This is a genomic window from Pseudomonas sp. NPDC089408 (genome assembly GCF_044749445.1).
In the GTDB taxonomy this organism is placed as follows: Bacteria; Pseudomonadota; Gammaproteobacteria; order Pseudomonadales; family Pseudomonadaceae; genus Aquipseudomonas.
Map to the genome: position 1 here is coordinate 64,525 of NZ_JBIVHY010000013.1, position 13,669 is coordinate 78,193.

The 13,669-nt window shown below is 61.7% G+C and carries 11 protein-coding genes; 9 read left to right on the forward strand and 2 right to left on the reverse strand.

Annotated features, from left to right (window positions below; all coding sequences use genetic code 11):
* The first annotated feature begins 181 nt into the window (after nt 1-181).
* The 9 genes from ACIP02_RS19815 (at nt 182) to ACIP02_RS19855 (ending at nt 9,563) form a co-directional block, all read left to right on the forward strand.
* The gene (locus ACIP02_RS19815; protein WP_400619533.1) at nt 182-1,702 is read left to right on the forward strand and encodes an aldehyde dehydrogenase family protein; all 1,521 of its coding nucleotides are present in this window, start codon (nt 182-184) and stop codon (nt 1,700-1,702) included.
* Between the two features lie 206 nt (nt 1,703-1,908).
* Nucleotides 1,909-3,357 (forward strand): ethanolamine permease, encoded by a 1,449-nt coding sequence (gene eat, locus ACIP02_RS19820; RefSeq protein WP_201199889.1) that lies wholly within the window; start codon nt 1,909-1,911, stop codon nt 3,355-3,357.
* A gap of 46 nt (nt 3,358-3,403) precedes the next feature.
* Nucleotides 3,404-4,798: an ethanolamine ammonia-lyase subunit EutB gene (locus ACIP02_RS19825; RefSeq protein WP_400619536.1), complete on the forward strand. Its 1,395-nt coding sequence runs from the start codon at nt 3,404-3,406 to the stop codon at nt 4,796-4,798.
* An 8-nt stretch (nt 4,799-4,806) separates the two neighbouring features.
* On the forward strand, nt 4,807-5,625 hold the full coding sequence (gene eutC, locus ACIP02_RS19830; RefSeq protein WP_400619539.1) for an ethanolamine ammonia-lyase subunit EutC: 819 nt from the start codon (nt 4,807-4,809) through the stop codon (nt 5,623-5,625).
* 109 nt (nt 5,626-5,734) lie between these two features.
* A complete protein-coding gene (locus ACIP02_RS19835) occupies nt 5,735-6,193 on the forward strand; it encodes a GNAT family N-acetyltransferase (RefSeq protein WP_400619542.1) in 459 nt (152 codons plus the stop codon).
* A gap of 233 nt (nt 6,194-6,426) precedes the next feature.
* Entirely contained in the window at nt 6,427-7,074 is a 648-nt protein-coding gene (locus ACIP02_RS19840) for a DedA family protein (RefSeq protein WP_019472362.1), read from the forward strand.
* Nucleotides 7,075-7,082: 8 nt separating this feature from the next.
* The gene (locus ACIP02_RS19845) at nt 7,083-7,898 is read left to right on the forward strand and encodes a zinc-dependent peptidase (protein WP_400619545.1); all 816 of its coding nucleotides are present in this window, start codon (nt 7,083-7,085) and stop codon (nt 7,896-7,898) included.
* A 91-nt stretch (nt 7,899-7,989) separates the two neighbouring features.
* Nucleotides 7,990-8,517, forward strand: coding sequence for an inorganic diphosphatase (ppa, locus tag ACIP02_RS19850; protein ID WP_016484715.1), 528 nt, complete (start codon nt 7,990-7,992; stop codon nt 8,515-8,517).
* A 344-nt stretch (nt 8,518-8,861) separates the two neighbouring features.
* Nucleotides 8,862-9,563 carry a helix-turn-helix transcriptional regulator gene (locus tag ACIP02_RS19855; protein ID WP_400619549.1) on the forward strand — a complete coding sequence of 234 codons (702 nt, stop codon included), beginning with the start codon at nt 8,862-8,864 and terminating at the stop codon, nt 9,561-9,563.
* Nucleotides 9,564-9,826: 263 nt separating this feature from the next.
* Here the strand turns inward: ACIP02_RS19855 and ACIP02_RS19860 are convergent, their stop codons facing one another.
* Nucleotides 9,827-11,038: a glycosyltransferase family 4 protein gene (locus ACIP02_RS19860; protein WP_400619552.1), complete on the reverse strand. Its 1,212-nt coding sequence runs from the start codon at nt 11,036-11,038 to the stop codon at nt 9,827-9,829.
* Between the two features lie 370 nt (nt 11,039-11,408).
* Nucleotides 11,409-13,586, reverse strand: coding sequence for a TonB-dependent siderophore receptor (locus tag ACIP02_RS19865; protein WP_400619555.1), 2,178 nt, complete (start codon nt 13,584-13,586; stop codon nt 11,409-11,411).
* Nucleotides 13,587-13,669: the final 83 nt, after the last annotated feature.

The following is a 13,669-nucleotide window of genomic DNA, read 5'->3' on the forward strand; positions in this document are numbered from 1 at the left end:
TGACGTGTCGCAAATGGCACAAAGTGTCACCCCCATGCGTACCGGCCCTGGCACAACGGCGCTTGGCCAAGCCTGCCGTAATGACCCAAGTCATTGATTTGCCTGGTGCTGCCAACGCTGGCCCAACCTTTGCTCTACGCTTTTCAACTCCCTAACAAACACAATAGCCAGGAGACACACCATGCGTTACGCACATCCGGGTACCGAAGGCGCGAAGGTTTCCTTCAAGAGCCGCTACGGCAATTACATCGGTGGTGAGTTCGTTCCTCCGGTAAAAGGCCAGTATTTCGAAAATACCTCCCCGGTGAATGGCAAGCTGATCGCTGAATTCCCCCGCTCCACTGCCGAAGACATCGATAATGCGCTCGACGCCGCCCACGCCGCTGCCGACGCCTGGGGCCGTACCTCGGTACAGGACCGCTCCAATGTGCTGCTGAAGATTGCCGACCGCATCGAGCAGAACCTCGAACTGCTGGCCATTACCGAAACCTGGGACAACGGCAAGCCCATCCGCGAAACCCTGAATGCCGACATCCCGCTGGCGGTCGACCACTTCCGCTACTTTGCTGGCTGCATTCGCGCCCAAGAGGGCGGCGCTGCGGAGATCAACGAAGGCACCGTGGCCTACCACATCCACGAGCCGCTGGGCGTGGTCGGGCAGATCATCCCGTGGAACTTCCCGATCCTGATGGCCGCCTGGAAGCTCGCCCCGGCCCTGGCTGCCGGCAACTGCGTGGTGCTCAAGCCGGCCGAGCAGACCCCGCTGGGCATCACCGTGCTGCTGGAGGTGATCGGCGACCTGCTGCCAAAAGGCGTGCTCAACGTGGTGCAAGGCTATGGCCGCGAGGCCGGTGAAGCGCTGGCTACCAGCAAGCGCATTGCCAAGATCGCCTTCACCGGCTCCACCCCGGTGGGCTCGCACATCATGAAATGCGCGGCCGAAAACATCATCCCGTCCACCGTCGAACTGGGCGGCAAGTCGCCGAACGTGTACTTCGAAGACATCATGCAGGCCGAGCCGAGCTTCATCGAGAAGGCCGCCGAAGGCATGGTGCTGGCGTTCTTCAACCAGGGCGAAGTGTGCACCTGCCCGTCACGGGCGCTGGTACAGGAGTCGATCTACCCGCAGTTCATGGAAGTGGTGATGAAGAAGGTGCTGCAGATCAAGCGCGGCGACCCGCTGGACACCGACACCATGGTCGGCGCCCAGGCCTCGCAGCAGCAGTTCGAGAAGATCCTGTCGTACCTCGACATCGCCCAGGAGGAAGGCGCCGAGCTGCTGACAGGCGGCAAGGTGGAGAAACTGGAAGGTTCGCTGGCCACCGGTTACTACATCCAGCCGACCCTGCTCAAGGGCAACAACCGCATGCGCGTGTTCCAGGAAGAAATCTTTGGCCCGGTGGTAAGCGTAACCACCTTCAAGGATGAAGCCGAAGCGCTGGCGATTGCCAACGACACCGAGTTCGGCCTGGGTGCCGGCGTGTGGACCCGCGACATCAACCGGGCCTACCGCATGGGCCGCGGGATCAAGGCTGGCCGCGTGTGGACCAACTGCTACCACCTGTACCCGGCACATGCCGCATTCGGTGGCTACAAGAAGTCCGGGGTTGGCCGTGAGACGCACAAGATGATGCTCGACCATTATCAGCAGACCAAGAACCTGCTGGTGAGCTACGACATCAATCCGTTGGGCTTCTTCTAAACCGCGTCGTGGCCTTCGCGGGTAAACCCGCTCCTACATCTATCGCACAACCCTTGTAGGAGCGGGTTCACCCGCGAAGAGGCCAGACCTGCAAACACAAATACCGAGCGGCAACCGTGCACCAGCCGCTCTGGCTCGCTTCCTGCAGTACCCATCACCATCGGCCCGGAACCCTCCGGCCACCAAGAAAAACAACAGGTGAAACTATGCCAAGCGATCATTCCGCCGGCTCGCCGGCAGGCTCTTCCGTCGACTTCGAAAAGGTCGGCTCGGACTATTTCCAGCAACGTGAACTGAAAAAAGGCGCCGCCGGCTGGGTGCTGCTGGTCGGCCTGGGTGTGGCCTATGTCATCTCCGGCGATTACGCCGGCTGGAACTTCGGCCTGGCCCAGGGTGGCTGGGGCGGCATGTTCCTTGCCACCTTGCTGATGGCCACCATGTACCTGTGCATGTGCTTCTCGCTGGCCGAGCTGTCGTCGATGATCCCTACCGCGGGCGGCGGCTACGGCTTTGCCCGTAGCGCGTTCGGCCCATGGGGCGGCTTTCTTACCGGTACGGCCATCCTTATCGAATACGCCATCGCCCCCGCCGCCATCGCCACCTTCATCGGCGCCTACTGCCAGTCGTTGTTCGGCATCGGTGGCTGGATGATCTACCTGGCGTTCTACGTGGTGTTCATCGGCATCCACATTTTCGGCGTGGGTGAAGCACTGAAGCTGATGTTCATCATCACCGCCATCGCCGCCATTGCCCTGGGCGTGTTCCTGGTGGCAATGGTGCCCCATTTTGATGCAGCCAACCTGTTCGACATCGCCAAAACGGACGCCGCCGGCGCCAGCAGCTTCCTGCCATTCGGCTATGTCGGCGTATGGGCGGCCATCCCCTATGCCATCTGGTTCTTCCTGGCGGTCGAAGGCGTGCCGCTGGCCGCCGAAGAAACCAAGAACCCCAAGCGTGACCTGCCACGCGGCCTGATCGGCGCCATGCTGGTGCTGGTGGCATTCGCCCTGCTGATCCTGGTGGTCGGCCCCGGCGGCGCCGGTTCGGAAGCGCTGAAAGCCTCTGGCAACCCGCTGGTCGAAGCACTGGCCAAGGCCTACGGCGGCTCTACCTGGATGGGCAGCTTTGTCAACCTGGTCGGCCTGGCCGGGCTGATCGCCAGCTTCTTCTCGATCATCTACGCCTATTCCCGGCAGATCTTCGCCCTGTCCCGTGCCGGCTACTTGCCACGCAAGCTGTCGGAAACCAACAAGAGCAAGGCCCCGGTGCTGGCCCTGGTCATCCCCGGCATCATCGGCTTTGCGCTGTCGCTGACCGGCCAAGGCGACCTGCTGATTCTGGTAGCGGTGTTCGGCGCCACCCTGTCGTACGTGCTGATGATGGCCGCGCACATCACCCTGCGCATCCGCCGGCCGAAGATGGAGCGCCCGTATCGCACCCCTGGCGGCATCTTCACTTCCGGCCTGGCCCTGGTGCTGGCTTGCATCGCCGTGGTCGCCGGTTTCCTGGTCGACCCGCGCGTGGTGATTGGCGCCGCAGTGATCTATGCGGTATTAATTGCCTACTTTGCTTTCTACAGCCGCCACCACCTGGTCGCGGGCACACCGGAAGAGGAATTCGCCGCGATCCAGAAGGCCGAAGAGGCCCTGCACTGATCGCCGACACCCGCCGCGGGGCAACCCGCGGCTCTGGAGATTCTGTATGGCAAGTTTCGTACACACGGTCGGCCACCTGGTCTACCGCTTCGACAGCCTCAAGGACGTGATGGCCAAGGCCAGCCCGGCGCGTTCGGGTGACTACCTGGCAGGCGTTGCGGCCAGCAACGACGGCGAACGGGTCGCCGCACAGATGGCGTTGGCCAATATCCCGCTGACGCATTTTCTCAGCGAAGCCCTGATCCCCTACGAAACCGATGAAGTGACCCGGCTGATCATCGACACCCACAATGCCCAGGCCTTCGCCCCGGTCAGCCACCTGACCGTCGGCGGCCTGCGCGACTGGCTGCTCAGCGAGCAAGCCGATGAAGACAGCCTGCGCGCCCTGGCGCCCGGGCTGACACCGGAAATGGCGGCGGCGGTATCGAAGATCATGCGCGTGCAGGACCTGGTGCTGGTGGCGCAGAAAATCCGCGTGGTCACGCGCTTTCGCGGCACCATGGGCCTGCGCGGGCGCCTGTCGACCCGACTGCAGCCCAACCACCCGACCGATGAGCCGGCCGGCATTGCCGCCAGCATTCTCGACGGCCTGTTGTATGGCAACGGCGACGCCATGATCGGCATCAACCCGGCCACCGACAGCATCGCCTCGATCTGCGCCCTGCTGGAAATGCTCGACGCAATCATCCAGCGCTACGACATCCCCACCCAGTCCTGCGTGCTGACCCACGTCACCACCTCGATCGAGGCGATCAACCGTGGCGTGCCGCTTGACCTGGTGTTCCAGTCCATCGCCGGCACCGAGGCGGCCAACGCCGGCTTCGGCATCAACCTGAACGTACTGCAGGAAGGCTACGAAGCCGGCCTGTCGCTCAAGCGCGGCACCCTTGGGCAAAACCTGATGTACTTCGAAACCGGCCAGGGTAGCGCGCTGTCGGCCAACGCCCACCATGGCGTCGACCAGCAGACCTGCGAAACCCGCGCCTATGCCGTGGCCCGCCATTTCAAGCCATTCCTGGTCAACACCGTGGTCGGTTTCATTGGCCCGGAATACCTGTACAACGGCAAACAGATCATCCGCGCCGGCCTCGAAGACCACTTCTGCGGCAAACTGCTGGGCGTGCCGATGGGCTGCGACATCTGCTACACCAACCACGCCGAAGCCGACCAGGACGACATGGACACCCTGCTGACCCTGCTGGGGGTGGCCGGGATCAACTTCATCATGGGCATCCCCGGCTCCGACGACATCATGCTCAACTACCAGACCACCTCGTTCCATGACGCGCTGTACGCGCGCCAGACCCTGGGCCTGAAGCCCGGGCCGGAGTTCGAGGCATGGCTGGCCCGCACCGGCATCTTCACCCAGGCCGATGGCCGGGTGCGCTTCGGTGACAACCTGCCGCCGGCCTTCCGCCAGGCCTTGGCACAGCTTGCATAGGGATGACCATGGACCATCGCACGCCTACCCCCGACAACCCTTGGCTGGCCCTGCGCAACCTGACACCGGCGCGCATCGCCCTCGGCCGCACCGGCACCAGCCTGCCGACCGGAGCGCAACTGGACTTTCAGTTCGCTCATGCCCAGGCCCGTGATGCCGTGCACCTGGCCTTCGACCACGCTGGCCTGGCTACCCAACTGGGTGACCGCGGGCGCGAAAGCCTGGTGTTGCACAGCGCTGCCAGCGACCGCCACCAGTACCTGCAACGGCCAGACCTGGGGCGGCGCCTGAGCGAAGACTCGATCGCCACCCTGCGCCAGCACGCCCAGGCCAACCCCGGCGGCGTCGATTTGGCCATCGTCGTTGCCGACGGCCTATCGGCACTGGCCGTGCACCGCCACACCCTGCCATTCCTGAACCGTTTCGAAGAACAGGCTGCCGCCGACGGCTGGACCAGCGCCCCGGTCGTGCTGGTGCAGCAAGGCCGCGTGGCAGTGGCCGACGAAGTTGGCGAACTGCTGGGCGCCCGCATGACCGTGATGCTGATCGGCGAACGCCCCGGCCTCAGCTCGCCAGACAGCCTGGGCCTGTATTTCACCTACGCACCCAAGGTCGGCCTGACCGATGCCTATCGCAACTGTATTTCCAACATCCGCCTGGAGGGCTTGAGCTACGGCATGGCGGCGCACCGGCTGCTGTACTTGATGCGCGAAGCCTGCCGACGTCAGCTGTCCGGGGTGAATCTGAAGGACGAAGCCGAGGTCCATAGCCTGGAGAATGAAGGCAGCGCCAGCCAGAAAGGTAACTTTCTGCTCGGCAAAGGTTAAAGAACATGTCACGGAAGGCGGATTGCACTTGCTCCGTGCATTGGGGCAGCATGCCCTTGAAAGCTGCTGGCATTCCGCTGTTTCCCCAAATGGACTCTGAGGGCCGCACATGCGCATCATCAAGGCAACCCTGGAACACCTCGACCTGCTCACGCCGTTGTTCGTCAAATACCGTGAGTTCTATGGGCAGCTGCCCTACCCCGACAGTTCACGCAGTTTTCTGGAAAAGCGCCTGAAGCGGGATGAATCGGTGATCTACCTGGCACTGCCGGATGATGACAATTCCAAGTTGATGGGCTTCTGCCAGCTGTACCCGAGCTATTCGTCGCTGTCGCTGAAGCGGGTATGGATCCTCAACGATATCTATGTGGCCGAAGACTCGCGGCGCATGCTGGTAGCCGACCACCTGATGCGCGAAGCGAAGAAAATGGCCAAGGAAACCAACGCCGTGCGCATGCGGGTTTCGACCAGTGCGGACAATGAGGTTGCGCACAGGACCTACGAATCCATTGGGTTTCGTGAAGATACCGAGTTCAAGAGCTACATCCTGCCAATCAGCCAGGACTGACCTGTACCGGCCTCTTCGCGGGCACGCCCGCTCCCACAGGGCTAGACAGATCTCTGTGGGAGCGGGCGTGCCCGCGAAGAGGCCGGCACAGGCATACACCTGCATCGTAACCCCCCGCTACAAACTCCCCGGGCATGTTCTTCACTTAGCCGTATAATGCCCCTCCTGTCATGTGTGAAAATTTACCCATCCCCCGGTAACCGAGCCTACGCCCCAGAACACAGGTGCTGTACATGGATTTCAACCCGCTGGACCTTATCCTGCATCTCGATGCCTACCTCGATCTGCTGGTCACCAATTACGGTCCCTGGATCTACGCCATCCTGTTCACCGTGATCTTCTGTGAAACCGGGCTGGTGGTGATGCCGTTCCTGCCGGGCGATTCGCTGCTGTTCATCGCCGGTGCCGTGGCTGCTGGCGGTGGCATGGACCCGGTATTGCTGGCTGGCCTGCTGATGGCCGCCGCAATCCTGGGCGACAGTACCAATTACGTGATCGGGCGAACGGCCGGCGAGCGCCTGTTCAACAACCCCAATTCGAAAATCTTCCGCCGCGACTACCTGCAGCGCACCCACGAATTCTATGAACGCCACGGCGGCAAGACCGTGACCCTGGCGCGATTCCTGCCCATCCTGCGTACCTTCGCGCCGTTCGTCGCCGGTATCGCGCATATGCATTACCCGCGCTTTCTCGGCTTCAGCGTCGCCGGTTCGCTGCTGTGGGTCGGTGGCCTGGTCACCCTTGGTTACTTCTTCGGCAACGTGCCCTTCATCAAGCAGCACCTGTCGCTGATGGTGGTGGGTATCATCGTGCTGTCGCTGGTACCGATGATCCTCGGCCTGCTGCGTGGCCGCCTGGGCCGTGCGGCCAAGGCTCACTGATCGCCTCCATGTGGTCATTCAGCGCCTGGCGGCGCAAGCGCACCCTGGCGCGTTACCCGATCACGCCACAGCAATGGCAGGCCGTACGCGAGCGCCTGCCAATGCTGGACGGCATCAGTGACGAAGAAGACCACTGGCTGCGCGAAGCCTGCATCCTGTTCCTGCTCGACAAGCACCTCACCTGCCTGCCCGGCGTCGAACCGGACGACGTGCAGCGGCTGTTGCTCGCTGCCCAGGCGCAGTTGCCCCTGCTGCATTTGGGTGCGCTGAACTGGTACCAGGGCTTCCACGAAATCATCCTGTACCCCGACGATTTCAAGAGCCCGCAGCGCCACCGCGATGCCAGTGGCGTGGAGCACGTGTGGGACGGTGAACACAGCGGTGAAGCCTGGCAGCAAGGGCCGATCATCCTGGCCTGGAATGGCGTGCTGGCCAGTGGCGGCTGGGAAGCCTACAACCTGGTCATCCATGAGCTGGCGCACAAGCTCGACATGCTCAATGGCGATGCCAACGGCCTGCCACCGCTGCACAGCGGCATGCCGGTGGATGAATGGGCAACCGCCATGCAGCAGGCCTACGACGACCTCAACCGCCAGCTGGACGCCAACCCCGACGCCGAAACCGCCATCGACCCGTATGCTGCAGAAAACCCGGCAGAGTTCTTTGCGGTTACCAGCGAATACTTCTTTAGTGCCCCCGACCTGCTGCAACAGGCTTATCCGTTGGTCTACCGCCAGTTGTCGCTGTTCTACCGGCAAGACCCGCTGGCGCGCCTGTGCCGGCTGCAGGCCGAACACCCCGAGTACCGCGAAAGCCACGCCTGACGGGGCCGCACATCAGGCCAGGCGTGGCATGCCCCGGCAGAATGTGCCTATAATCGCCGCCACTTTTTGGTCAAACACGGGGGCAATGCCCATGAGCTACAGCAAGATTCCGGCGGGCAAAGACCTGCCGAACGACATCTACGTCGCCATCGAGATCCCGGCCAACCACGCGCCGATCAAATACGAGATCGACAAGGACAGCGACACCCTGTTCGTCGACCGTTTCATGGCTACCCCAATGTTCTACCCAGCCAACTACGGCTTCATCCCGAACACCCTGGCTGACGACGGTGATCCGCTGGACGTGCTGGTCGTTACCCCTTACCCGGTAGCCCCAGGCTCGGTTATCCGCGCCCGTCCGGTTGGCGTACTGAACATGACCGACGACGGCGGCGGCGACGCCAAGGTCATCGCTGTTCCTCACGACAAGCTGTCGCAGCTGTACGTCGACGTGAAGGAATACACCGACCTGCCAGCCCTGCTGATCCAGCAGATCGAGCACTTCTTTGCCAACTACAAAGATCTCGAGAAGGGCAAGTGGGTCAAGATCGAAGGCTGGGATGGCGCTGACGCTGCCCGTGCCGCGATCACCAAATCGGTTGCTGCCTACAAAGGCTGATACCGGTTGCAGAAAAACCCCGCTCTGCGGGGTTTTTTTATGCCTGAGGAAAAGACCTGGCGTCACGATGCCTGTAGGAGCGGCCTTGTGTCGCGATCGGGCGCGAAGCGGCCGTAAAATCAGCAAACGCGTTCTTTCAGACGCGTCGCGCAGGATGGCTTTACGGCCGCTTCGCGCCCGATCGCGACACAAGGCCGCTCCTACAAGGTGCGCGTTGATGTTAATGGCGGTAATAAATCCTACGCACTCCTACACCAACGCCCTACAAACAGCCTGTTTTCCCACAAGCCACATCAACACACGGTTCATATCCTTGCTGGCACCGCGCCGCTACACTCGCCGGCATGAACACTTCCGGTGACCGCCTCAAGGCCCTGCTCCATGAATGTGGCCTGACCCCTTCCGACTTCGCCGCCCAGCGCAGCGTCACAGCGCAGCACGTGAACAATTGGTTCAAGCGCGGGGTGCCGTTGGCCCGGCTGGACGAACTGGCCGACCTGTTCTGTGTGCACCGCCGCTGGCTGCGCAGCGGTGAGGGGCCCAAGCACCCCAACCCGATCCTGCGCAATGGCCCGCCGCGGCCCGCACCCGCCAACCCGCCTACACCGCTGTCGGTGGGCCAGGGTCGACTGGTGAATGTGCCGTACTACGAACTGAACAGGGGCCTGCTGTCACCGGTGCCCAGCAAGCACCTGCGCCTGCCGGCCAAAGCCCTGAAGGCCTTGGGTGTGCAGGCTGCCAACGCGATCAGCATGGCGATGCCCGACAGCAATATGTTCCCACTGATACCGCTGGAGGCCACCCTGGTCATCGACCTGGGCATGACCCAGGTGATCGACGGTGAAACCTATGCCTTGCTGCACAATGGCTCGCTCAGGGTACACAACCTCAGCCTTGGCCAGCACGGCACGCTGTACCTGCACAGCCATGACCGACGCAACTACGCAGTCGAACGCTACACCCTTGCGCAGCGTCAGGCGCAGGGCCTGGAAATACTGGGTTGGGTGTTTCACTGGTCGCATTTCCGTCAACAGCGGCCCGGCTGAAACACCCTGTGCCATTTTTTGCTGGGCATCCTGCGCGTGCCCTTGTATGCTACGCGGCACATTCAGCCCCGACCGGCGCAAGCCGCAGTCCAGAGGGCTCGGCGATATCCCACACGGGTATTTGCCATCTCTTTCAGGCCCCTGCTGGCCACACAGTTAAGGCGGTTGCGGCTTACCATAAATTAGTCGGAAGCGTCCCCGAGAAGCCGGCCACAAGCCGGCTTTTTAATGCCTCCAACCCATACGGTATCGCCGTTGGTCCTTCAGATGGACGGGCTGCCAGCGGGCGCGAGGCTGTTCTTCAAGAACGCTTCGCGGACCTGGTGCATCTGCAAGTGCGTCTTTCCCGCTGCATAATCCAGCCCCGCAAGCCCCATTTTCAACGCAAGTTCGGGGTATCGGGCAGCGTGCCGAATACGCTCAGCCAAGCTTGAGGGGTTACCGGTTTCAAACGTGAGCGCATTATGCTTGCTGGTAATATCCAGCACGCCGCACGTATCGGAGCCTATCACCGGCACGCCCTGGCTGAACGCGTCGAAGATGATTCGGGGTTGTTCCTGCTTCAGGGTCGGAACCAGCAGCCAATCATGTTGGGCAATAATCGTGAAGAAGTCTTTGCCATAGTCGACTGCGCTCATGAACCTCACCGCGACGGCGCCCCGGTGCTCAGTTGCAAAGCGCAGACAGTGCGCTTTCAAATCGCCCTCGCCCATGATGGTGAGTGTGACATCAACGCCTTCGACCTCTAGCTGCTCAATGGCTTCCAGGACGACCATCACACCTTTGTCCATGACCAGGCGTGAGGGGTAAAGCAAGTTGAGTGTGCGGCTGCGCCTGCTCTCGAACCTTTTTCTGACAGCCTCCGGGGTGGCCATGAATGATTTATCGAGCCAGCTGGCAGGGTTGATCAGTGTGTGCCTGTTGTCACTGCCCAGGAAGTATTCCTTGTAGAAGGACTGGGTGAATATCCTGGCGTTCGCCAGCCTCAGGCAGCGCTTCAATACAAAGGTGTGCACATGGTGTTCGATGATTTTCCTGGGGGTCCGTGCCTCCCCATGGCCCAGCATCCAGAATGAAGACTCTATGACAACAACCCACTGAAAGCGGAATAATGGCTTGAGCGGCAAGAGGTAGAAAGACAAAGGGAATGCCCAGCCGGCACCGTCAGAATGCACGACCTTCGCCTGTTTGCAGGCGTTGATGACCGTAATGAAATTCGGCAGGAAGTTCTTTAATACAGAGGCAAGGCCACGGTCTTTTTTTAATGCATGAAGCCATTTGATATTCAGGTGGCTGATACTCTGCAACCCTTCGACATGCTGGCTTTTCTCAACAGGGCAGCAGAGCCCGAAATGTTCGATGTAACTCAGGTGCAGCTCTATATCCTTGACCCACAAGGGGTCGGTGAAGCGTTCGCCTTGCTCATTGATTACTATTGGAATTCGGGTAAACAGGATGTATGGGTCGTCGATCATATTCCCCTCGCAGGGACGCCAAGACACGCGTAATTGATTGTTTACATGGGGCTTACTCCTCAATACCAGCCGTCCATTTCAACACTATTCCAGCGTCCTTGCAGACCTCCTGCATACGCAGCAAGCGCTCCGTAGGGCTTCACTGTAGTGTGACTTCATGGATCGCACACGGCGTGTTCAACAATTTCTCGTGGGGCGGTGAGTTTTCCATTGCCTGGGCTGGCCTCTTCGCGGGCACGCCCGCCCCCACAGGTACAGTGCAAGTCGTGAGAACTGCGATGACCTTGTAGGAGCGGGTTCACCCGCGAAGAGGCCAGCCCTGGCAACACATCAATGAAGCCTCGGCTCGACAGCCTCACCCCCCTGGCTATCAGAAGTCATACCGCGCCCCCACCATCATGCTTCGCGACGGCCCATAGAAATTGAACGTCGAGGTCGAGCCCACCCGCGACAGGTAGTCCCGGTCGAACAGGTTGTTGACGTTGAAGGTGGCGGTAAGCTTCGAGGTCACCGGGTACGACAGCATCGCATCCACGGTGGCATACCCCGGGGCATCGATGCGCACGCCGCCGTTCTCGGAGTAGAAGTTGCTCATCGCCGAAATACCGCCGCCTATTGCCAGGCCGGTCAGCGGGCCTTGGTTGATGGTGTACTTGCTCCACAGCGAAGCCTGGTTGCGCGGCATGATGAAGAACGTGGTTTCGGCATCGCCCTTGACGGTTTCGGTCTCCATCCAGGTGTAACCGGCCAGCAGCTCCCAGTTCGGCGTCAGCTTGCCGCTCACTTCTATTTCGGCACCCTTCACGCGTGTCTTGCCAGCGGCAACCGAGTCGGTGGTCGCCACACCATCAGCGTCGTACAGGGTGGTGGCGCGGTTCTTGTCGGTCAGGCGGAACACCGACAAGCGGGTGTTCAGGTCACCGCCAAAGTAGCTGCTCTTCAGGCCGAACTCGTACTGCTCGCCTTCACGCGGCTTCAGCACCCGGCCGTTGCTGTCGGTGTCGGACTGCGGCTTGAACACCTGCGAGTAGCTGGCGTACAGCGCGTGGTTGTCGGTGAGGTCGTAGACCAGGCCGCCATATGGGGTGAAGTGGCCGTCCACGCGCTTGCTGTCGTCGGTGGTGGCGCCGCTGCTGAGGGTGGTGGTGTAGAAGTCGCCGCGGTACCAGCTGAAGCGGCCACCGGCGATCAGCGCCAGGCGCTCGACCGGGCGGAAGGTGACCTTGGAGTACAGGCCGTATTCCTCTTCCTGCATGCCGGTCTCGGTGCTGTAGTTGGGCGACGGCTTGGCGAACTGCTTGGGCGAGTAGGTGTTGACGTTGATGGTGCCCAGGTTGGTGGTGCCATTGAGGTACTCGGTGTCGTAGTTCTTGTAGTCGCTGCCGACCACGAACTCGCTGACTTGCCCGAAGGTTTCGAACGGCTGGCTGTAGCTGGCATCCAGCGAATAGGTGTCCTGGGTGAAATCACGGGCGCTGGCGCGTTCGGAGTTTGCACCGGTGGTGGCATTGGTCGCCGTGAAGGCATACAGGTAGTTGGTGTCGCGGTGCGAACCACGCGCCGCAACGCGGCCATAGCCGCCGTTGTCGAAGCGGTGGGTCAGCTCGGCAACCAGGTCGGTGGCCTTGCCGTCGAAGTAGTTCCAGTCGGCACCAAGGAAGCGCGAGTGGCTGAAGTCGGGCACCTCGCCGGACAAGGTGGCCGGATAGCCGTTGTGCGGTGTTATGTTCTTCACTTCATGCATCAGGCCGAACGACAGCGTGGTGGCGTCGTCCAGGTCGATGTCCAGCGCACCGTAATAGCTGTTGCTGGTATTGGCGTTGTAGTCGACCTCGCCGTTGGTGTCGTCACGCGAGGCGATAAAACGCCCGCGCACGCGGCCGGCATCGTCCAGCGGCCCGCTCAGGTCGATTTCTTCGTGGTTGGTGTCCCAGGTGCCGTAGCTACCTTCGATATGCCCCTGGAACTCGGCGGTCGGGCGCTTGCGCACCATGTTGACGATACCGCCCAGCTCACTGGTGCTGCTGAACAGCCCGGCCGGACCGCGCATGATTTCGACGCGGTCGAACGCCGCCAGCGACGGCACGGTGCCGAAGATGCTGGCCATGGGCGCCGGCAAACCGTCGATGTTGAACTCGCTGTACTCGTAGCCTCGGGCGTAGATCGACGAACGGCCGCTGTCGTTGGTCAGGGTACGCAGGCCGGCGGTGTACTTGGCCAGGTCATCCAGGTGCACGAACTGGCGATCCTTGACGTAGTCCTGGGTGTAGACGGTGATCGACTGCGGGATGTCCTTGAGCGCTGCCGGTGTCTTGGTGCCCACGGTGGCCGCATCGACGCTGTAGCCACCGGTTTGTTCCGAAGGCAGCATGTCGTACAGCCGGTTGCCCTCGATGGTCAGTGCCGGCAGGTCGAGCGCGCCGTCCTCGGCGGCCGCCTGAGTGGCCACTGTTTCAGCCAGTGCCGACAACGAAAATGGCGCCAGCAAGCCCAGTACCAACCAGCCCCGCGCCCGTCGCGAGCGCCCCACACCTTTGAAACCGTTCATGACACACCTTCCGCCCAAGTGATAATAATTCGCAAACGAAACAAGTTGCTTTTTGCGAACGATACCGGAGCGAAAACGGGGGT